This is a genomic window from Saccharopolyspora sp. NPDC049357 (genome assembly GCF_040677225.1).
GTDB lineage: Bacteria > Actinomycetota > Actinomycetes > Mycobacteriales > Pseudonocardiaceae > Saccharopolyspora.
Genome location: NZ_JBFAQJ010000012.1, coordinates 19,187 through 39,826, shown reverse-complemented (window position 1 = coordinate 39,826; position 20,640 = coordinate 19,187). Strand labels below are relative to the sequence as shown.

Below are 20,640 nucleotides of genomic sequence, written 5' to 3'. Positions count from 1 at the left end.
CCCTCTTTTCGTGCGCGTGCGGCGCTCGTGCGGGTTTCGGCGGACGACGGCGCCGGGCCGACACGAGAGGACCACCCCGATGACCACGACCGCCGAGATCTCCCCCGCGGCGCGGCGCAGCGCCGAGCTGGACGCCGAGACCACCGCCGATGCCTCCCGGTTCCGGATCCTCACCGGTGACCGGCCGACCGGTCCGCTGCACCTGGGCCACTACTTCGGCACCCTGCACAACCGGGTGCGGTTGCAGCGGCGGGGTGTGCGGCTGGGCCTGGTCATCGCCGACTACCAGGTGCTCACCGATCGCGACGTCACCGACGATCTCGATTCCCACGTGCTGGGCCTGATCGCCGACTACCTCGCGGCCGGCATCGACCCGGACGAGGCGATGATCTTCACCCACAGCTCGGTGGCCGCGCTCAACCAGTTGCTGCTGCCGTTCCTGAGCCTGGTGACGGTGCCCGAGCTGCAGCGCAATCCGACGGTCAAGGACGAGATCGCCCACTCGCGGCAGTCGGGAGTGTCGGGGCTGATGTTCACCTACCCGGCGCACCAGGCGGCCGACATCCTGTTCTGCAAGGCCAACCTCGTTCCGGTCGGCTCCGATCAGCTGCCGCACCTGGAGCTCACGCGCACCATCGCCCGCCGGTTCAACGACCGCTACGGGCGGGTGTTCCCGGAGCCGGAGGCGTTGCTGAGCTCGGCGCCGCTGCTGCTGGGCACCGACGGGGTGAAGATGAGCAAGAGCCGCGGCAACGCGATCACGCTGGGGGCCACGGCCTCGGAGACCGCGCGGGCGATCCGGGGCGCCAAGACCGACGCGCAGCGCCACATCACCTACGAGCCGCAGGCGCGGCCGGAGGTGGCGAGCCTGGTGCTGCTGGGGGCGTTGTGCAGCGGGCAGGAGCCCGCCGAGCTGGCCGAGGGCGTGGGTTCGGGTGGTGCGGCGGCGTTGAAGTCGCTGGTGACCGAGGCGGTGAACTCCCACTTCGCGCCGCTGCGGGCCCGCCGCGCCGAGCTGGCCGCCGATCCCGGGTATCTGCGCGGGGTGCTGGCGCGGGGCAACGCCCGTGCCCACGAGCGCGCGGAGGCGACGCTGGCCGAGGTGCGGGAGGCGATGGGCACCGTCTACGGGGTGTCCAGGTAGGACAGTGCGAGCTCGGACAGGTGCAGTCCCCGGCCGGTGGTGTCGATGAGGCCGAGTTCGCGCAGCCGCCAGATGTCGGTCTTGGTGCGCGAGACGGGGCGTTGCTGTTCGGCGGCGAGGTCGGCGGGTGCCAGTCCGGGGCGTCGGCGCAGGATGTCGAGGACCTGGCGGGTCCAGGGGCCGCGGGGTGTGGCCAGGTCCAGGCGGGCGAGCCGGGCTTGCAGGTCGCGTCGGCGGTGTTCGTCGAGCCCGCCGGGCTTCGGGCTCGACGGGGTGGTGGGGCCGAGGTGGGTCAGGTGCAGCCGGTAGGTGCTGCCCCGGTGCCGGGACAGGGAGGCGCGCAGGCCCGCGGCGGTGGTGAAGCCGGCGCGGGCGGCGTCGGCGTCGGTGAGCGCGTCGGGGTCGACCTGGGTGAGGCCGGTGATCTCGATGAGCCCGCTGCGGGTGGGCACGCGGGCGCCGGGGCGGGCCTGCGGGCTGGTCCAGCGGAAGTAGGTCTCGGTGATCTGGCCGGCGGCCACGCCGCGTGCGATCCGGTCGCTCAACACCCTTCCCACGCTAATACCCGCCCGGCCGGCCCCGGCGGGGACGCGTGTTGATCACGAAACGAGTTCATCAACTTCCGCAGGTGCGCCGGGTGGGGGGACAATCGGTGCATGCTGCAGGTTTGCCTGAACGGCGCCCGGTCTCCGCGTGAGCACTTCCACCTGCCGGTGCGGCCGGAGGAGCTGGCCAAGGCAGCCGCCGACGCGGTGGCCGCCGGGGCCACCGACGTGCACCTGCACCCCAAGTCCGCCGATGGCACCGACAGCCTCGATCCGCACGCGGTGGCCGCGGCGTTGCGCGCGGTGCGGGCCGCGGCGCCGGGGGTGACGGTGGGCGTGACCACGGGGGCGTGGACGGCGCCGGACACCGCCTCGCGGGTGCGGGCGATCAAGGCGTGGACGTTGCTGCCCGATCACGCGTCGGTCAACTGGCACGAGCCGGGCGCCGACGAGGTGGCCGGTGCGCTGCTGGAACGCGGAGTGGGGGTGGAGGCCGGGATCTTCTCGGGCACCGATGCCGATCACCACTTCCGCCTCTCGCCGCACCGGGGCCGGGTGCTGCGGGTGCTGGCCGAGGTCACCGACCGCAGTGCCGGGGGTGCGGCGGCCACCGCGGAGGCGCTGCTGGCGCGGCTGCACCCGGCCTCGGCGCCGATCCTGCTGCACGGCGAGTCCGCCGGGGCGTGGCCGGTGCTGCGGCTGGCGGCGCGCCGGGGTTTCGCCGCGCGCATCGGCCTGGAGGACACGCTGGTGCTGCCCGATGGGCAGATCGCCACCGACAACGCCGAGCTGGTGGCCGCCGCGCGGGCGGTCGTCGAGGCCGAGTCGCGCTGAACTCGACAGCATATTCCAGTCGGGCTATATTCAAGGTGTGGTAACTACGTTCGAGGTGCTGGCCGAGCCGCGCCGCCGCGACATCCTCGACCTGCTGCGCGACGGCGAGCGTGCGGTCGGCGAACTGGTCGAGCAGCTGCCGCTGAGCCAGCCCACCGTCTCCAAGCACCTCAAGGTGCTGCGCGAGGCCGGGCTGGTGGAGGTCCGCCAGGACGCCCAGCGCCGCTGCTACCGGCTGCGCCCGGAACCGCTGGCCGAGATCGACTCCTGGCTGCGGCCCTACCGGCGGATGTGGGAGCAGCGCCTCGACGCCCTGCAACGCCACCTCGACACCATGGATGAGGACCCGGCATGAAACCCGAGCTGACGACGATCAACGGCCACCCGGTGCTGCGGCTGCAGCGCGTGCTGAACCACCCGCCGCGCGCGGTGTGGAAGGCGGTGACCGACCCGGCCGAGCTCTCGGCGTGGTTCCCCGCGCGCGTGGAGTTCACCGCCACCACCCCGGGCACGCCGATGCGCTTCGACTTCGACGGCGCCGAAGCACCCGAGACCGGCGAGGTCCTGGAGGCCGACGAACCGAAGGTGTTCGCCTTCCGCTGGAACAACGACGTCATCCGCTGCGAACTGCTGCCGCACGAGCACGGCTGCCTGCTGGTGTTCACCCACACCCTGGCCGGGCCCGACAGCGACCACCCCTCGGCCGCCCGCCACGGCGCCGGCTGGCTGATCTGCCTGGACGCCCTGCAAGCCGGACTCGACGGCACCACCAGCGACTTCGACATGCAGGTCTGGTTCACCCGCGCCGAGGAGCTCATCGACCTGTTCGGACTCGCGCAAGGGCAGGCCCTGACCACCGAGGCGGGCTGGACGATCCGCTTCGAACGCGACCTGGTGCAGCCCCCGCAGCAGGTGTGGGACCTGCTCACCGGCGGCGAGACCCCCGAACCCGGCGGTGAACCACCGCTGCCGGCCACCCACGGCTACGGACAGGCCACCACCGTCACCGAAGCCCAGGCGCCGAGCACGCTGACCTACGGGTGGGCCACCGGCGGCCAGGTGCGCTTCGACCTGCGCGAGCAGTACCCGATCGGCACCCGCCTGGTGCTCACCCACACCCTCACCACCCCCGAGGACCGCGCGATCCTGCTGGCCGCGTGGCAGACCCACCTGGAACTGCTCTTCGCCGCCCTGCACGGCGACATCCGCTGCCCGTGGCCCGCCGAGCGCACCGAGGCGCTGCGCGCCCACTACGCCGCCACCCTCGCCTGAAGCGGTCGGCCCGTCCGAGCCCTGGTGACCGGCCACATAGGATGGTCATCGTCCGACACCGCGCCGCAGCGCCATCAGGGGAGCGAAGCATGATCTTCATTACCGCCAAGTTCCAGGTCAAGCCGGAGCACGCCGACCAGTGGCCGCAGATCTCCGCGGGGTTCACCAACGCCACCCGCAACGAGCCGGGCTGCCTGTGGTTCGACTGGTCGCGCAGCCTCGAGGACCCCCACGAGTACGTGCTCGTGGAGGCCTTCCGCGACGCCGAGGCCGGTGCCGCGCACGTGCAGAGCGAGCACTTCAAGCACGCCCAGCAGACGCTGCCGCAGCACCTGGCCGAAACCCCGCGCGTCATCAACGCCTCCCTGGACCAGGACGACTGGTCCCTGCTGGGGGAGATGGCCGTGGACTGACCGGCCACCGGCTCCCTCGAACCAGGCCCCGGGAACCCCTGGGGCCTGCTCTTCGACTTGAAATGCAACCAAACGGCTGCCTATATTGGGTGGTGCCGCACGAACCGCAAGGGGAGAGGAATGGACGAGATCTTCCGCGCCCTGGCCGACCCGAGCCGACGACGACTGCTCGACAGCCTCCAACGCACCAACGGCCAAACCCTGCGCGAACTCTGCGGCGAACTCGACATGACCCGCCAATCGGTGAGCAAACACCTCACGATCCTCGAAGACGCCGCACTGATCACCACCACCCGCCGCGGCCGCGAAAAACTCCACCACCTCAACACCGCACCCATCGCCGCGATCACCGACCGCTGGATCAGCCGCTACCACCAACACCACGCCCACACCCTGCACGCGCTCAAACGCACCCTGGAGAACCCCGTGCCCGACACCGACTTCGTCTACCAAACCCACATCGCCACCACCCCCGAGAAACTGTGGCAGGCACTCACCAGCCCCGAATTCACCCGCCAGTACTGGGGAGTGAGCCTGCGCAGCGACTGGCAGCCCGGATCCCAGATCACCTGGGAGGAGAACACCGCCACCATCAGCGACCCCGACCAGATCGTCCTGGAAGCCGACCCACCCCGACGCCTGGCCTACACCTGGCACACCTTCACCCCAGACTGGGCCACCGGCGCCGGCATCGACGAAGACCTGCGCGCCCGCCTGGCCGCCGAACCCCGCAGCACCGTCATCTTCGACATCGAACCCGCCACCCCCGGCACGGTCCAGCTCACCGTCACCCACACCGGCTTCACCACCGACTCCACCCTGCGCTCGATGATCAGCCAAGGCTGGCCCTCCCTGCTCTCCAGCCTCAAAACCCTCCTGGAAACCGGCCAACCCCTCCCGCAGAGCTGAACCGCTCACCCCACCGCGCTCAACCACAACGACCCGGCGGCCAACCCGAGGAAGACCACAGCAGGACCGACCGTGCGCACCGTCCCGGCCCGCACGTGCACCACCACCGCACCCACGAAGAACAACACCAACCCACCCGCAGCCAGCACACCGACGACCGCAACACCCAGCAACCCCGCGACCAGCCCCACCGCACCCGCCGCCTTCACCACCCCGAGCACCGGCAACCACCCCACCGGAACCCCGTTGGCCTCGGCATTGCCCACCACGTACCGATGCCCGGAAAAATCCACCGCCGCGCTCAACGCGCTGGCCACAGCGGTCACCACCACCACGACCACGTACGCCACACCCATCAGCCCGCTCCCTTCCACGTCCGTCCTGCCCCCATGACGCGCGAGGCGAGACGAACGTGACCGGCCCGGCTAGGTCAGGTCACCGGCCAGCGCACGCCCGAGCTCGATCGGCCCCGGCCGGCCCCCACCGGACTGCGCGCACAGCACCACGTGATCAGCCCCCGCCTCAAGATGGGCCCGCACACCAGCGAGAACGACCTCGGCGTCACCGCCGCTGGACACGGCATCGACAAGACGATCGCTGAACCCATCGAGGTCATCCTCACCGAATCCCATGCGGCGCATGTTCGCCGCATAACCGGTCACCTCCGAACCGACCAGGAAACCCAGCGGCCCCCGCAACGCCTCCCGCGCTCGGGACCGGTCCTCATCCAGTGCCACCAACTGGCAGACCACCAGCACAGCCTCCGGCCCCAAGCGCGCACGCGCCCGAGCGGTGTACTCCGGCGTGACCAACATCGTGATCGCACCCGCCGCACCGTCACGGGCCAGATCCAGCTTGCGCGGACCCAACGCCGCCAGCAGCCGCCGCGACACGGGAATCCGACCGTCCAGCCCCTCCAGGACCTCACGAGTCGCCGACACCGGACGAGCCTGCAACCCGCCGAATCCGGCGAAGAGCCTCCCCGGCGCCTCAGCCTCCACCCGCCCGAACAACTCGGCCACCTCCTCGGCGCCGAACCGGTCCAGAGGGATGATCCCCGGCGCCACCGCGACCTCCCGCGTCGCGCGCACCAACCCCGCGAGCGGATCGAGGGTGTCCAACTGCCCACCCAGCACCCACACAGCGCTGTAGCCCAGCTCCTCGGCTTCCACCGCCTGCCGCAGGTAATCACCACCCCCATCGACGTCCAACGCCAAACCGAACCGGCCCAAACCCCGCTCACCACGCACCTGAAACTCCCTCCGCCGTCATCGAAGCCACGCTAAAACCTCGACAAAACTCGAAGTCAACGCCCGCGGCCGACACCACGGCGAAACCCACCAGCCGGCCTCAACCCCCTGAACGACCGGTGAACCCCACGCGAACCACCGTCAATCAGCCGGAAGGACTATTGCCCTGCTTCCAACGGCACGACCAAGGTGATCACCGCACCTCGCCGACCAGCACGATGGGGGAGAACCACCATGCCGTTGAACTCCTACGGCGTGCTCAGCGCACGCGTCATCGACATCCGCCGCGAAACCGGCGACACCCCGCACTACCAAATCCACCTCGTCGACAACGACGACCGCCACTACCGCGCCGCGGTCAACGTCGAATCCAGCCAACAGCCCTCAGACCTGCTCTACTTCGCCGCCGACAACTTCCAGCACCCGCTGACCGCCGCACTCCCACCCGCAGGCTCAGGCTGGAACAAGCTCGCCTCCCAACCCGGCGGCGCCGCACTGGACTACCTGCGCGCCAACGTCGTCACCCGCGAGCAGATGCGGCCCGTCCCACCCGACGCCGAAGGCCCCAACAACGACCTCGCCGACTTCCTCGACCACTACGTCCGCCGCGCCCAGCAAGACCCCACCGCCACCGCCTACCTCCACGGCGAACCCTGGGGACCCGAAGACACCCCCGACAAGGTCTTCGGCTTCCAACCCGGCAACGGCGTCCACAACATCCACATGAACCAGGGCAACAGCCAGCAGTACCGAGAAGACGACGGCGTCTGGCAGGACGGCGGAATCCTCCTGCACTTCGCAGGCGAAAACCGCTGGGCCGCGGTCTTCCTCGCCTTCCAGACCCAGTCCTGGCACACCGACGACGAAACCGGCCACGCCCTGCCCGCCCCCGAAGACATCGAAACCGCCCCGATCCGCGTCGTGGCCGCCATGGTCAACCCCGTCGGAGGCGGCAGGGAGAACGAAACCATCACCCTGCTCAACACCTCCGACCACACCATCTCCCTGGTCGGCTGGACGCTCACCGACGCCCAGAAGAACACCATGCCCCTGCCGGTGTCCGACATCGCCGCCGGACAAACCCTGCAGATCCCGGCCACCGACGACTTCCAACTCGGCAACGACGGCGGCCAGATCACCGTCCTGAACCCCCACGGCCTCAAGGTCCACGGCGTCACCTACACCGCCGAACACGCCTCCACCGAAGGCCGCACAGTCCAGTTCTGAGCACCAGCAGGTGGCCGGTCAAGCACCCACCCGACCGGCCACCTGCAACGCCCGCGACAAATCCGCCACCTGCTCATCCGCGAGCAGCACCGTCACCTTCTGACCACTGACCAGCGTGAACGTCAACGCACCCGCATCGACCTCCACGCACCCGGCGACCCGCTCCCGCACCAACGAATCCGCCGAACTCTCCACGGCACCCTCGAACAACGGCAGGTTCGCGGCCATCTCCACCACGCACCACGCCGCCGACCACAACGCCTCGCGATCCCGGAAATCCGCCCGGCTGCAGGTCAACTCCCGACCCAACCCGGCCGAACCCACCCGCGCCTTCACCCGACCCACACCCGCAACGGTCTCCCAGATCACCAACACCGTCACGTTGTTGGCCAACCGCTTGCGATAGGTCTCCCGCCCCTGCGAACGGGCCAACTCCCAACCATCCACCATCTCGGGCCACGCGTCGTCCACCACGCCCACTCCTCCTACGAACCGGTGCACTCACCGATCCGACGCACCACACCCCAACCCCGTTCCACTCACCTCAACCCACGACCCGAACCGCCCCAACTACCGGTCCACCGCCTGCCGCCGGGACTGCGCCACCAAGGCCACCAGACCGACGGTCGCGCCCCACACCGCGTTGACCAGCAGCACCATCACCACCCCGATCCCACCGGGAGTGGCCAACGGGCCCGCGAGCTCGCCGTCCACAATCGGCGAGAGCACCGCGCTGAGCACCACCGCCAGCACCCCGTACACCAGTCCCGCGCAGGTCAACGTCAACACCGGCCGCTCGCTGCGCCGCCACACCACCACCCCGAGCCACACCGCCGAGATCACCACCGTCACCAGCACCGGGCCCACCGGCCTGCCGAGCGCATCCATGCCACCCGTGACGTTCAAGACCGGCCGCACCAGGGCGAAAGCCCCGAGCAGCACGATCAACGGCCACGACACACGAGCGATCCGAGTCCTCATACCGCCACGCTAGAAACCCCACGACCAGCGCGACTCCGGGAAACACCGGACCCACCCCTGACAAACCACGACAGCCCCTGACCAGCCGGGCGGCCGCGCTGCCACCCACCGCTCGAACCCTCGCCACAGAAACTGAAACATGTTCTACTGGATCGCATGGCGATCAAGCATGACCCGAACGACGAATGCGACGTGCTCGTCATCGGATCCGGCGGCGGCGCCCTCACCGGCGCCTACACCGCCGCCCGAGAAGGACTCTCGGTCATCGTGACCGAAGCATCCACCCACTTCGGAGGCACCACCGCCTACTCCGGCGGAGGCATGTGGTTCCCCTGCAACGCCGCACTTCAACGCGCAGGCCACCACGACACCCCCGACGACGCCCGCACCTACTTCCACGCCGTCGTCGGCGACCGCACACCCACCGAACTCCAAGACGCCTTCATCAACACCGGCGCCCCACTCATCGACTACCTCGAAGCCGACACCGACTTCAAGTTCATGCCCTTCCCATGGCCCGACTACTTCGGCTCCGCACCCCGAGCCAGCGCCACCGGCCGCCACATCATGGCCAAACCCGTCAAAGCCGAAAAACTCGGAGCCCTCCGCGACACCCTCCGCCCACCACTGGGCACCGAACGCGCCGATGAACCCCTCCCGGACGGACTCTTCGGCGGCCAAGCCCTGCTCGCACGCCTGCTCATCGCCCTGTCCAAACAGCCCCACGCCGACCTGCGCCGCAACGCCGTCTGCGACGAACTCGTCCGCACCGACGGCACCATCACCGGGGCAGTGGTCACCCAAGACGGCCAACGCCGCCACATCCACGCCCGCCGAGGCGTCCTCATCGCCGCAGGCGGATTCGAGCACAACGAGCAGATGCGCGCCGACCACGCCGTCCCCGGAAACGCACGCGACGCCATGGGCCCACCGAGCAACCAAGGCCTGGCCACGCTCGCCGGCATCGCCGCCGGAGCCGACACCGACCTCATGTCCGAAGCCTGGTGGTCACCCGGCATCACCCACCCCGACGGCTCCTCGACGTTCTCCCTCTGGTTCACCGCGGGCATCTTCGTCGACGACCACGGCGAACGCTTCGTCAACGAATCCGCCGCCTACGACCGCATCGGCCGACGCATCCTCGCCCGCCTCGCCGACGGCAGCATGAGCCTGCCGTACTGGCTGATCTACGACGACAGGGCAGGGGAGAGGCCACCAGTCCAGTCCACCAGCGTGCCCGTGGGCAACACCCAGGACTACGTCGACGCCGGCCTGTGGCACACCGCCAACACCCTCGACGAACTCGCCACCAAGATCGGCGACCCCGCCGACAACCTGCACCGCACCGTCGCCCGGTTCAACACCTTCGCCGAAACCGGAACCGACGAGGACTTCGCACGCGGCGACGAACCCTTCGACCGCGCCTTCACCGACGGAGCATCACCCCTGGTCCCCATCAACAAAGGCCCCTTCCACGCCGCCGCCTTCGGAGTCTCCGACCTCGGCACCAAGGGCGGCCTGCGCACCGACGCACGAGCCCGCGTCCTCGACACCGAAGGCCGGATCATCCCGGGGCTGTACGCAGCGGGGAACTCAATGGCCGCGGTGTCCGGAACCACGTACCCAGGCGGCGGAAACCCCATCGGAGCCTGCATGGTCTTCAGCCACCTCGCCGCCCTCGACATGGCCGAGCGCAGGGGAGAGGAATGACCACTTCGGCGACAACATTGATCACCTTGAGTGGGACAGCCAGATCAAGACCGCGTGCGGCAAGACGCTCAAGGAAGGAACTTGCAGCGAGACCAACTGCATCATCCGCAGCGGCGCCGATTGCACGGACTGCCTCAGCAAGCGCTGAAGCCTGGGCGAGTTGGAGTCGAAGCAGCACTGGGACGGGGCCGCTTGCCCGGTGAAGAGGGGCCCGAAACACTTCACTTAACATAATGTGCATTATCGGCTTTACCGCATGGTGCGAGATGAAGCCGAGAGGGGCTGCTGGACGGTGCTTTTCAGGCTGCGTCAGGCCCGGTGCATAGGCGCATGGCGACGAGCCTGACGCCCGAGGCGGCGTGGCGGCCCAGCGGGCGGTCGGTGCGAGCGCTTTGGGAGGTTCGGTGGGTGTTGCGCGCAGAGCTCCGAGGCTTGGCGTGCGGACTCTGTGGGCGCAGATTGCCCGGCGGGCCGGCAGCGCCTGGCGGTGCCGCTCGGTGACCTGACGAGGGTCAATGGCAAGTCCCCCTTGTTCGCCCGGGCTGGACCCCTTATCGACCACTATTTACGTCACTGTGACGCAATGGGGTTGGTCTGGCTGGACCCTGAGACAGTGGGCCGTGCAGTGCATTTGCTCGTTGTCGATCAGCAGGGACGAGCCGGCAAGTCAGAGCCTCCTCGGCGAGGCTTCGAGCTGGTTCGACTCGATCCGCACAGGGCACGTGCGGCCTCGAAGTCCGGCGATGTGCGACATTGACGGTCGGCCGGTGGTGCCCATCGGGCTTCGATCCCCCGAGGAAGGCCTCGCCGTCTTCCCGTGGCCATCACTCCGATTGATGGATAACGTAGATTATCCACGAATTATCGTGATCAACTTATGAATGTCGTTGCAGTCGAATGGCTTCCACTCGACCTACGGCGAACCAGCCTGGTCCGCAGCGTCCCCTAGCCTTGCCCAGCGCTGCGAACCCGCTCTCCCAGGCGCCCCGCCGTGGCGCTCCCCTCGCCCACCACCCTTCCATCCCCTGCCCCGGCGTCGAACGGCCGAGTCGAACGCGTGAGCGATTCGTTCGTCGGAAGATGACTCAGGGGCGCCATCGTGCCGCGTACCCCGGCCGGTCCGCGTAGGGCAGTCCCAGCAGGGCCAGGGTGAGGCATCCGCGTTCGTCCTCCGGCGGGTAGCTGGTGCCGAGGGTGTCGCAGGGGCCTCCTCCGGTGCCGCAGCGGTCGTGCTGCGCGAGCAGGCGGGATTTGAGCTCGCATTCGCGGAAGCCGCGCAGCGGGCCGATGAGGCAGCGGTGGGTGGCGTTGCCGGCCTCTTCATCGCTTCTGGCCTGGCTGTGCAGTTCGAGGTCGATGTCGATCTGGCGGCGCAGGAATCGGACGAAGCGGTCCATCGTGTGAGCTCTCCCCTGGTGCCCCGGGCCGGGTCGGGCCTGGTGGTGATCTCGGTCCATAGCGGGGACGTGCGGGGAACCGAGTGATGACGTTGTTGCGGCGCGATTGTTGATCGGTTACTTCTTTGCGAACTCGTGGCGGCTTGTCGCCAGGAATTCCCGTGAGTGTGATCGGCTGCGTAGCGTGGCCCACCCCTAGGGCACGCGCCCTGTTTCGTGATCGCTGACCGGATTGCGGGAGTGAAGAGAGATGGCACTACGACAGGTACGAGTGGCTCGACGTGCGGTGCTGGCCGGCGGGCTCGCGGTGTCCGCGGTGGGTTTCGCCGGGTTGCCCGCCGGCGCGGCGGTGCGGAGCTCGGCGGCTCCGTCGATCTCCTCGACGTCGGACTGGAACGCGCGGGACGCCTCCGGCTCGATCGAGGTGCTGGACTCCAAGCCGAACAAGATCATCGTGCACCACACGGCGACGCCCAACAGCGACGACACCTCGCAGTCGCACGCCTTCGAGTTATCGAGGCAAATCCAGGACTTCCACATGGACAGCAACGGCTGGTCGGACACCGGCCAGAACTTCACCAACTCGCGCGGCGGGCACCTGATGGAGGGCCGGCACAAGAGCCTCGCCGCGCTGGAGGGCGGTACGCAGCACGTCAAGGGTGCCCACGCCGGTGAGCAGAACTCGGTGGCGCTGGGCATCGAGAACGAGGGCACCTACACCGAGGCGTCGGTTCCGGGGTCGTTGTGGGACTCGCTGGTGTCGTTGTGCTCGTACATGGTGTCGCAGTACGGGATCGAGGCCGGCGCGATCTACGGGCATCGGGACTACATGTCCACGGCGTGCCCGGGTGATGAGCTCTACGCGCGGTTGCCGGAGTTGCGGAAGTCGGTGGGTGCGGCGCTGGGCTTGGCGGTGGTGCAGCCGGTGAGCTGGCCGTTGCTGCGTGCGGGTGCGCAGGGTCCGAACGTCACCGCGTTGCAGATGTTGCTGGGTGCGCGGGGCATGTCGGTGCCGGTGGACGGTGTGTTCGGTGAGGCCACGCAGCAGGCGGCGTCGCGGGTGGCGGTGGAGCGTGGTGCGAGCGGTCCGTCGTGCTTCGCTTCGCGGGTGGCCGAGCCGGGGTTGTTCGGTGGTCTGGCGTGGGAGGGCGTGACGCCGGTGCTGGGTGCGGGTGCTGGTGGTGAGGCGGTGCGCGCGGCGCAGGTGTTGTTGACCTCGCGTGGGCATTACGTGCCTGCTGATGGTGCTTTCGGGGATCGGATGGTGTCGGTGGTGCGTGATTTCCAGGTGGCCAGTGGTCTGGCGGCTTCGGGTGTGGTGGATCGGGTGAGCTGGCAGCGGCTGGTGGCGTGAGGTCTTGTTGTCCCCTGGTGGCCCGGGGTGGATCACGTGCGTGGTCCACCCCGGGTTCTTTCATTCTGGGGTGATGCGGAGGGTGCGGATTTCGAAGGGGCGGAGTTTGAGGGGTGTGTCGGGTGGTTGGGGTGCGTGGGTGGGTCGTTCGAGCAGGTCGGTTCGGGTGATGGTGGTTGCGGGGAAGCTGGTGGTCAGGTGGGTGCGGGCTTGGGCGCCGCGGGCTTCGTAGAGGCGGACGATGACGTCGCCGCTGCGGTCGTCGGCGAGTTTGATGGCTTCGACGATGACGCCTGCGTTGTCGAGGGTGATCAGGGGTGTGACGGGGTGGGTGCCGAGGTGGGTTCGGGTGGGGAGGTTGATGCGGTAGCCCTGGCGGGCGGATTCGGTGATGTCGGTGCCGATGCACAGGGCGTATCGGAGGGTGTGGTGGCCGTGGTCGGTGTCGGGGTCGGGGAATCGGGGTGCGCGCAGCAGGGAGAGGCGGACGGTTGTGGTGGTGGCGCCGTCGTCTCGGGTGTGTCGGGTGACGTCGTGTCCGTAGGTGGAGTCGTTGACGAGGGTGTGTCCGTAGCCGGGTTCGGCGACGTGGATGTAGCGGTGGGCGCAGATTTCGAAGCGGGCGGCGTCCCAGGAGGTGTTGGTGTGGGTGGGGCGCATGACGTGGCCGAATTGGGTTTCGGATGCTGAGCGGTCGGCGTGGACGTCGAGGGGGAAGGTGGCTTTGAGGAGTTTTTCGGATTCGTGCCAGTCGACGTCGGTGGTGATGTCGATGCGCTTCTCCCCTGCCGGGATGGTGAGGGTTTGGGTGATGGTGGAGTTTCCGTGGCTGCGGTGGAGGACGACGGTGTGGCCGTCGATGTCGAGGGAGTCGAGTGCGGTGAGGTCGTGGGTGTTGTGGCGGTAGAAGCCGTCGATGTCCCAGGCGTCCCAGTGGTTGGGGTGGTCGGGGTGGATTTGCAGGAGGTTGGCGGGGGCGGCGAGTGCTTCGCGGTCGGCGGTGTGGTCGTGGACGGTGGTGATGAGGCCGTGGTGGTCGATGGTGGCGCGGATGAGGCCGTTGTCGAGGGTGATGGTGCCGTCGGGTTGGCGTTGTGGGGTGGTGGGTGTGGGGGTGGGTGCGGTGGTGGCGCCGAGGGCGGGGATGTCGTCGTGGGTGTGGGGTGCGGCGTTGAAGGTGATGGGGGTGTCGCCGGGGCCGGTGAGGGTTTGTTGGGCTTGGTTGATGAGGGTGTTGAGCTGGTCGGCGATGTCGGTGTAGGTGTTCTCGGCTTCGCGGTGGACCCAGGCGATGGAGGATCCGGGGAGGATGTCGTGGAATTGGTGGAGGAGGACTTGTTTCCAGAGGGTGTCCAGTTGGTCGTAGGGGTAGTCGGCGCCGGTGTTGAGGGTGGCTGTGGTGCACCAGAGTTCGGCTTCGCGCAGGAGGTGTTCGCTGCGTCGGTTGCCTTGTTTGGTGCGGGCTTGGGAGGTGTAGGTGCCGCGGTGGAGTTCGAGGTAGAGCTCTCCGGTGTAGACGGCGGGTTGGGTGTGGTCGTTCTGGGCGGCGGTGAAGAACTCGGTTGGGGTGTGGAGGTGGACTTGGGGTGAGCCTTCGAGGTTGTGGGTGCGGTGGGCGCGTTCGAGCATGTCGCGGGTGGGTCCTCCCCCGCCGTCGCCGTGGCCGAAGGGCAGGAGTGAATGGTTGGCGTAGCCGTGTTCGGAGAAGTTGTTCTGGGCGCGGGCGAGTTCGGCGCCGGTGATTTCGGCGTTGTAGGTGTCGGCGGGTGGGAAGTGGGTGAAGATGCGGGTTCCGTCGATGCCTTCCCAGTGGAAGGTGTGGTGGGGGAAGCGGTTGGTTTGGTTCCAGGAGAGTTTTTGGGTGAGGAACCAGGTGTTGCCTGCTTGGTGGATGAGTTGTGGGAGTGCGGCGCTGTAGCCGAAGGAGTCGGGTAGCCAGACTTCGCGGGTTTCGATGCCGAATTCGTCGAGGAAGAAGCGTTTGCCGTGGATGAGTTGGCGTGCGAGGGCTTCGCCGCCGGGCATGTTGGTGTCGGATTCGACCCACATGCCGCCGACGGGGACGAATCCGCCTTGGTCGATGTGGTGGCGGACGCGGTCGTAGAGCTTGGGGTGGTGGGTTTTGATCCAGGCGAGTTGTTGGGCCTGGGACATGGCGAAGTGGAAGTCGTGGTGGTCGAGCAGTGTGGTGACGTTGGCGATGGTGCGGGCGACTTTGCGGATGGTTTCGCGGATGGGCCACAGCCAGGCGGAGTCGATGTGGGCGTGGCCGATGGCGGAGATCTGGTGGGCGCTGGGGTGTGCGGGTGCGGTGAGGGCGTCGGTGAGTTGGTGGCGGGCGGCGGTGGCTGTGGTGGGGATGTCGTGGAGGTCGAGGGTGTCGAGCATGCGTTCGAGGGCGCGGAGGATGTGGTGGCGGCGGGGTGAGTTCTCGGGTAGCTGGCGCATGAGCTGGTCGAGTACTTCGGCGTCGTGGTAGAGGGCGGCGGTTTCGGTGTGGCGGATGGCGATGTCTGCTTGGTGGAGTTGGTAGAGGGGTGGGCTGTCGGGGGTGGGTTTGTCGCCGAGGTGGGTGGGTTGGAAGCCGCGGGGTCCGAGGATGTCGGGGTTGGCGGCGGCTTCGACGTAGATGGTGTGGGTGCCGGGGGTGGATGGGAGTGGGAGGTGGGTGTTGAGGGGGTTGATGGCTTTGAGGGGTGTGCCGTCGGGGGTGTAGCAGAGGCCTTCGCATTGGAAGCCGGGGCGTTCGTCGGTGGAGCCGAGGTTGATGAGTGCTTCGACGGTGTGGCCGGCCCAGGTTTCGGGGATGGTGGCGGTGAGGCGGAACCAGGCGGTGCCCCAGGCGGGTCCCCAGGGTTGGCCGATGTGGGTGGGTTGGTAGGTGGCGTTGAGGGCTTGGGTGACGTCGACGGGTTCGCCTGGGGTGTGCCAGACGGCGATGTCCATGGGCTGGGTGTGGGTGTGTTGGGCGGGTTTGATGCGTTGGTGCAGGACGCGGTCGAGGCGTTGTTCGACGATGTGGCGGTCGTCGTGCATGGGGCGGCTCCCTGGCTGGGCGCGTGGGTGTGGTGGTGATCATGCTGGCACAGGGTGGCGTGGGGTCAGAGGTGAAACTTTCTTCGGTGTTGGGTGCGGTTGCCGGTGTTGGGGGGAGGCCGCATGCTCGCGATGTTGGCTTGTCATCGTGTTGTGGAGGGCGGTCTCATGGGGACCTGCGAGGTGTGCGGGAACGAGTACTGGATGAGTTTTGAGGTGCGCACCGTGGGCGGTGGGGTGCACACGTTCGATTCTTTCGAGTGCGCGGCGCAGCGTTTGGCGCCGCAGTGCGAGCACTGCGGGTGCCGGATCTTGGGTCATGGTGTGGAGGCCAGTGGGCGGTTCTTCTGCTGTGCGCATTGTGCGCGGCAGTCGGACGTGGCGGTGGCCGGTGAGTTGCGGGATGCGGTGGGTGCGCATCCGGGCTGATCGCTACGGGGTGTGTTGTGCGGGGTCGCCTGTTCGGGTGTGACTGCCCGCTCATTGTTGTGACCATTCTGTTATGTCACGGTGGAAACACGCGGACGACCTGCGACGACATTCCGGGTGACGGGGGACGAACTCGGCCGGATCAGTGGGTGCCCGCGCATCCGGGTGTTGACAACGAGCGGGAACACCGTCAACTCCACACACAAATCCCTTCTCTGAACATGGAGGACGCCCTATGGCAAATATGGTTCGCTGGCTGGGCGGGTTTTCGCGGGAGCTCGAACGCGCCCGCGCGACGATGCGCAACCCCCGCTCGCAGGCCTACGTGCGGTTTCCGCGCGGATGAGGACCTGGTAGCGCACAACCGAAAATGACTTCACGTCTGCCGTGTTCCCGTTTCCCCGGGGGCACGGCAGACGTCGTTTCGCCGGGGCGGTGCGAGGATGGGCGGGAGTGGTCAGGGGGCGTGGTGTGTCGCGGGATGAGGTGACCGGTCGTCTGCGGGCGGCGGGGTGCGTGTTCGCCGAGGACGAGGCGGCGCTGCTGCTGGGCGAGGCCGGCGAGGATCCGGTGCGGTTGGAGCGGATGCTCGCCGCTCGGGTGTCGGGGTTCCCGTTGGAGCAGGTGCTGGGGTGGGCGTGGTTCCGCGGTGTGCGGATCGCGGTGGCGCCAGGGGTGTTCGTGCCCCGGCGTCGCACCGAGCACCTCGTCGAGCTCGCCGTGGAGGGTCTCGGCGCGGGGGCTGTGGTGGTGGACGTGTGCTGCGGTTCGGGTGCGGTGGCCGCGGCGGTGCGCGCCGAGCGCCCGGACGCGGTGGTGTGGGCGTGCGATGTCGACGAGCGGGCGACGGTCTGCGCGGAGCTGAACCTGCCTGGCGGGCGCGTGGTGACGGGCGATCTGTTCGCCCCTCTCCCCCGCGAGTTGGCGGGGCGGGTGCGGGTGATCACGGCCAACGCGCCCTACGTCCCCAGCGATGCGGTGGCGTTGATGCCTCCGGAGGCTCGTGACCACGAACCCCGCACCGCGCTGGATGGTGGGGCCGACGGCCTGTCGGTGCAGGCGCGGGTGATCGCCCAGGCACCGGATTGGCTGGCGCCCGGCGGTGTGCTGCTGGTGGAGACCTCCCGGGAGCAGGCCGAGCGCACGGCGGGTCTCATGGGCGCGGCCGGCTTGGCGGCGCGGGTGTCGCGCTGCGACGAGCTCGACGCCACGGTCGTGTCCGGCCGCTGGGGTTAGCGGTATGTGGTCTGCCAGGTCCCCGGTTCGTGTCGGGGCCTCGGTTGCCGGGGGACGAGGGCTCACGCGGGCCGATGCGCGCGGCGGGTGCGCGGTGTGCGCACCCGGAGACGAGCACCCGGTTCTGGCCGACTACCTGCGGCGTGGGGCGTGATGGTTCCGGGGAGCACCGCGGCCGCTGCCCCGGGTTCCAGAGCAGCGGCCGCGGGGTGATCGCGAGCTGGGGGTTCTCGTCGTTCAGCTCAGGGCTTTGCGGTGCTTGGCCGCGAGGTTGAGGTACTGCTCGACGGAGAGCTTCAGGGCGGCTTGTTCGTCGTCGGTGAGCTCGCGGCGGACCTTGCCGGGGGTTCCTGCGACCAGGGAGCCGGGCGGGATGTCGGTGCCTTCGAGCACGACGGCTCCGGCGGCGACCAGGGAGCCGGCGCCGATGCGGGCGCCGTTGAGCACGACCGAGCCCATGCCGATGAGGCTGCCGGTTTCCACGGTGCAGCCGTGCAGGACGGCGCGGTGGCCGACGGTGACCTCGGGGTGGATGTCGGCGGGGAATCCCGGGTCGGCGTGGATGACGCTGCCGTCCTGGATGTTGGTGGCCTCGCCGATGGTGATGGTCTCCTGGTCGCCGCGCAGCACCGAGCCGTACCAGATGCTGGCGCGGGGGCCGATGGTGACGCGGCCGATGAGGCTGGTGCCGGGGGCGATGAAGGCGCCGGGGTCGATCTCGGGGGTGATGTCGTCGACGGTCACGGTCAGCGGGTCGTTCAACATGATTCCTTTCAGCTGGTGCGCTGCTGGGCCAGCCAGGCCAGCGCGACGTCGGTGTGTCCGTCCACTGTGTCCTCGATGCCGTCGAGGAAGCTGCGGTCGCCGTGGGTGGCCAGTTCGTCGAGGACGGCCTGGGGGTCGCCGGCGTCGATGATCTCCAGCAGGTGGGTGTGGCGGGCGACGTCGCCGTCGAGGGTTTCGTGCTCCTCGCGGGCGCGGCGGTTGAGCGCCATGGACAGCATCAGCTGGAGTTGCAGGGAGCGGTAGGCCTCTTCGAGGCGGGCGTGTCCGGACAGGCCGACCACGGAGACGTGGAACTCGAAGGAGCGCTCCAGGTAGGCGGGCCGGTCGCCGGCGTGTGCGGCGTCGGTCATGGCCTGCAGGGCCTGCTGGCAGCGGGCGCGGCGGGCGGGGTCGGTGACCGGCACGCCCAGGCGGATGGCCAGGCGTTCGAATTCGGCGCGCAGGGTGCAGATCTCGTAGATGTCGTGCAGCGTCAGCGGGGTGACGATCACGCCCTTGCGGGGCACTTGGCGGACGAGGCCTTCGCGTTCCAGGACGCGCAGGGCTTCGCGCAGGGGCGGCCGGGAGATGCCGAGCTGACCGGTGAGCCGGTTCTCCACGATGCGCTGCCCGCACAGCAGGTCGCCGCCGACGATCATGCGGCGCAGGGTGGCTGCGGCGAGTTCGACGAGGCTGGGTGGCCCGACGATGTGCGGGGCGCTGGTGGTGTTGTCCGCGGATCCGGTCACGAGTCTCCTTCGGTGCTCGGCGTGATCCTATTGCCTCGGGTGGAGCAACCTGGTCCGCCGAGCTTGTCAGCCACGATCTGCCTGCTGTAGACAAAAGTCAGGTGATGCCGATCACGGTAGTCGCCGTGTCGCCCGGCGTGGTGGGAGGCGTGGATTGAGTACCCGATCAGAGTCAGCTCCGCTGGCTGGTGTGCGCGTTGTGGAGATCGGTGCGTTCATGGCAGCGCCCTACGCGGCGATGCAGCTGGCCGATCTCGGTGCCGACGTGGTGAAGGTGGAGAACCCGGCGGGCGGTGATCCGGTGCGTCAGACCGGGCCGTTCCTGCAGGAGCACTCCTCCCCCTTCGTCCGGCTCAACCGCAACAAGCGTTCGCTGGCGGTGGATTTGAAGACCGACGCCGGCAAGAACGTGCTCGACAGGCTCCTGACCGACGCTGATGTGCTCATCGAGAACCTGCGTCCCGGCGCGCTGGAGGCGCTGGGGTTCGGGCCCGAGGTGGTGCGGGAGCGCTTCCCGCGGCTGGTCTACGTCGCGGTGTCCGGGTGGGGCCAGGACGGGCCGTTGGCGTCCCAGCCGGGCCTGGACATCATGGCCCAGGCCCGCGCCGGGCTGATGAGCATCACCGGCGAGGAAGGCGGTGCCCCCGTCAAGGTCGGGGTGCCGGTGTGCGACCTGGTGTGCGGGCTGTACGCGGCGATGAGCGCGATGGCGGGTTTGCGCGCCCGCGAGCACACCGGGCGCGGTCAGGTCGCCGACGTGTCGTTGTTCGAAGCCGGTGCGTCGCTGGCGGTGTGGGAGGCCGGGACGTTCTTCGCCACCGGCGACAGCGGCCGCAAGCACGGTTCGGCGCATCAGAACAGCGCCCCGTACCAGGCGGTGCGCAGCAAGGACGGGTGGGTGACGGTCGGGGCCACGACCCCGAAGACCTGGCCTGCGTTCTGCCGTGCGCTGGGGCTGGCCGAGCTGCTCGACGATGAGCGCTACGGCTCCTCCTACGACCGCTACCACCACCGCGACGAGCTGATCGCCGCGATCGAGCGGGAGACGACGCGGTGGACCACCGCCGGGATCGTGGAGGCGCTGGTGGGCGCCGGGGTTCCGTGCGCCCCGATCGCCGAGACCGCGCAGGTGTTCACCGATGAGCACCTCACCGGGCGGGGGTTCTTCTGGGACGCGCCGCATCCGCAGCTGGGTGCGGTGCGCCAGATCGGCTCGCCCATGCGGCTGTCCGAGACGCCGACGCTGCGGCGCTCGGCGGGCCCGGTGCTGGGTGAGCACACCGGTGAGGTCCTCGCCGAGCTGGGCGTGGGCGAGGACGAGATCGCCGGCTTGGCGCGGGCGGGAGTCATCGCCGAGCCCTGAGGATTGTTGTCGCGGCGCGAGCTCAA

The 20,640-nt window shown here is 69.0% G+C and carries 21 protein-coding genes; 12 read left to right on the top strand and 9 right to left on the bottom strand.

Features of this window, described 5'->3' with window-relative positions; genetic code table 11:
• Positions 1-79: 79 nt before the first annotated feature.
• Positions 80-1,144, top strand: coding sequence for a tryptophan--tRNA ligase (gene trpS, locus AB0J91_RS12695; protein WP_363867439.1), 1,065 nt, complete (start codon positions 80-82; stop codon positions 1,142-1,144).
• On the opposite strand, the gene AB0J91_RS12690 is transcribed toward trpS, so the two are convergent.
• Positions 1,126-1,692, bottom strand: coding sequence for a hypothetical protein (locus tag AB0J91_RS12690; RefSeq protein ID WP_363867436.1), 567 nt, complete (start codon positions 1,690-1,692; stop codon positions 1,126-1,128). The genes trpS and AB0J91_RS12690 overlap by 19 nt on opposite strands.
• Before the next feature lie 108 nt (positions 1,693-1,800).
• Here AB0J91_RS12690 and AB0J91_RS12685 point away from each other — a divergent pair, with 108 nt between their 5' ends.
• The 5 genes from AB0J91_RS12685 (at position 1,801) to AB0J91_RS12665 (ending at position 5,117) form a co-directional block, all read left to right on the top strand.
• Positions 1,801-2,523 carry a 3-keto-5-aminohexanoate cleavage protein gene (locus AB0J91_RS12685; protein WP_363867433.1) on the top strand — a complete coding sequence of 241 codons (723 nt, stop codon included), beginning with the start codon at positions 1,801-1,803 and terminating at the stop codon, positions 2,521-2,523.
• 37 nt (positions 2,524-2,560) lie between these two features.
• A complete protein-coding gene (locus AB0J91_RS12680; protein WP_363867430.1) occupies positions 2,561-2,878 on the top strand; it encodes a metalloregulator ArsR/SmtB family transcription factor in 318 nt (105 codons plus the stop codon).
• A complete protein-coding gene (locus AB0J91_RS12675; protein WP_363867427.1) occupies positions 2,875-3,795 on the top strand; it encodes an SRPBCC family protein in 921 nt (306 codons plus the stop codon). The genes AB0J91_RS12680 and AB0J91_RS12675 overlap by 4 nt, the downstream gene beginning before the upstream one ends.
• An 89-nt stretch (positions 3,796-3,884) precedes the next feature.
• On the top strand, positions 3,885-4,208 hold the full coding sequence (locus AB0J91_RS12670; protein ID WP_363867425.1) for a putative quinol monooxygenase: 324 nt from the start codon (positions 3,885-3,887) through the stop codon (positions 4,206-4,208).
• Between the two features lie 120 nt (positions 4,209-4,328).
• Positions 4,329-5,117, top strand: coding sequence for a metalloregulator ArsR/SmtB family transcription factor (locus AB0J91_RS12665; RefSeq protein ID WP_363867421.1), 789 nt, complete (start codon positions 4,329-4,331; stop codon positions 5,115-5,117).
• Between the two features lie 5 nt (positions 5,118-5,122).
• On the opposite strand, the gene AB0J91_RS12660 is transcribed toward AB0J91_RS12665, so the two are convergent.
• Positions 5,123-5,473: a DoxX family protein gene (locus tag AB0J91_RS12660; protein WP_363867418.1), complete on the bottom strand. Its 351-nt coding sequence runs from the start codon at positions 5,471-5,473 to the stop codon at positions 5,123-5,125.
• A gap of 69 nt (positions 5,474-5,542) precedes the next feature.
• Entirely contained in the window at positions 5,543-6,367 is an 825-nt protein-coding gene (locus tag AB0J91_RS12655; protein ID WP_363867415.1) for a TIGR03620 family F420-dependent LLM class oxidoreductase, read from the bottom strand.
• Between the two features lie 234 nt (positions 6,368-6,601).
• On the opposite strand from AB0J91_RS12655, the gene AB0J91_RS12650 reads away from it, so the two are divergent.
• Entirely contained in the window at positions 6,602-7,594 is a 993-nt protein-coding gene (locus tag AB0J91_RS12650) for a DUF2278 family protein (RefSeq protein WP_363867412.1), read from the top strand.
• A gap of 18 nt (positions 7,595-7,612) precedes the next feature.
• Here the strand turns inward: AB0J91_RS12650 and AB0J91_RS12645 are convergent, their stop codons facing one another.
• Positions 7,613-8,068, bottom strand: a complete 456-nt coding sequence (locus AB0J91_RS12645; RefSeq protein WP_363867409.1) for a hypothetical protein — start codon at positions 8,066-8,068, stop codon at positions 7,613-7,615.
• Between the two features lie 96 nt (positions 8,069-8,164).
• Positions 8,165-8,575 (bottom strand): hypothetical protein, encoded by a 411-nt coding sequence (locus AB0J91_RS12640; protein WP_363867406.1) that lies wholly within the window; start codon positions 8,573-8,575, stop codon positions 8,165-8,167.
• A 156-nt stretch (positions 8,576-8,731) separates the two neighbouring features.
• Here AB0J91_RS12640 and AB0J91_RS12635 point away from each other — a divergent pair, with 156 nt between their 5' ends.
• The gene (locus tag AB0J91_RS12635) at positions 8,732-10,285 is read left to right on the top strand and encodes an FAD-binding protein (protein ID WP_363867403.1); all 1,554 of its coding nucleotides are present in this window, start codon (positions 8,732-8,734) and stop codon (positions 10,283-10,285) included.
• Between the two features lie 1,085 nt (positions 10,286-11,370).
• On the opposite strand, the gene AB0J91_RS12630 is transcribed toward AB0J91_RS12635, so the two are convergent.
• Positions 11,371-11,682, bottom strand: coding sequence for a DUF6221 family protein (locus AB0J91_RS12630; protein ID WP_363867400.1), 312 nt, complete (start codon positions 11,680-11,682; stop codon positions 11,371-11,373).
• 271 nt (positions 11,683-11,953) lie between these two features.
• On the opposite strand from AB0J91_RS12630, the gene AB0J91_RS12625 reads away from it, so the two are divergent.
• Positions 11,954-13,036, top strand: coding sequence for an N-acetylmuramoyl-L-alanine amidase (locus AB0J91_RS12625; protein WP_363867397.1), 1,083 nt, complete (start codon positions 11,954-11,956; stop codon positions 13,034-13,036).
• Positions 13,037-13,096: 60 nt separating this feature from the next.
• Here AB0J91_RS12625 and AB0J91_RS12620 read toward each other — a convergent pair whose 3' ends face one another.
• The gene (locus AB0J91_RS12620; RefSeq protein WP_363867394.1) at positions 13,097-16,072 is read right to left on the bottom strand and encodes a glycoside hydrolase family 38 C-terminal domain-containing protein; all 2,976 of its coding nucleotides are present in this window, start codon (positions 16,070-16,072) and stop codon (positions 13,097-13,099) included.
• 168 nt (positions 16,073-16,240) lie between these two features.
• On the opposite strand from AB0J91_RS12620, the gene AB0J91_RS12615 reads away from it, so the two are divergent.
• The gene (locus AB0J91_RS12615; RefSeq protein WP_281454328.1) at positions 16,241-16,501 is read left to right on the top strand and encodes a Prokaryotic metallothionein; all 261 of its coding nucleotides are present in this window, start codon (positions 16,241-16,243) and stop codon (positions 16,499-16,501) included.
• Between the two features lie 471 nt (positions 16,502-16,972).
• Complete coding sequence (locus tag AB0J91_RS12610; RefSeq protein ID WP_363867391.1) at positions 16,973-17,737, top strand: putative protein N(5)-glutamine methyltransferase; 765 nt, start codon at positions 16,973-16,975, stop codon at positions 17,735-17,737.
• Between the two features lie 237 nt (positions 17,738-17,974).
• Here the strand turns inward: AB0J91_RS12610 and AB0J91_RS12605 are convergent, their stop codons facing one another.
• Together AB0J91_RS12605 and AB0J91_RS12600 are read right to left on the bottom strand one after the other, a co-directional pair.
• Positions 17,975-18,502: a gamma carbonic anhydrase family protein gene (locus AB0J91_RS12605; protein WP_363788479.1), complete on the bottom strand. Its 528-nt coding sequence runs from the start codon at positions 18,500-18,502 to the stop codon at positions 17,975-17,977.
• An 8-nt stretch (positions 18,503-18,510) separates the two neighbouring features.
• Positions 18,511-19,251: a GntR family transcriptional regulator gene (locus AB0J91_RS12600; RefSeq protein ID WP_363867389.1), complete on the bottom strand. Its 741-nt coding sequence runs from the start codon at positions 19,249-19,251 to the stop codon at positions 18,511-18,513.
• 190 nt (positions 19,252-19,441) lie between these two features.
• Here AB0J91_RS12600 and AB0J91_RS12595 point away from each other — a divergent pair, with 190 nt between their 5' ends.
• Entirely contained in the window at positions 19,442-20,614 is a 1,173-nt protein-coding gene (locus AB0J91_RS12595; RefSeq protein WP_363867386.1) for a CoA transferase, read from the top strand.
• Positions 20,615-20,640: the final 26 nt, after the last annotated feature.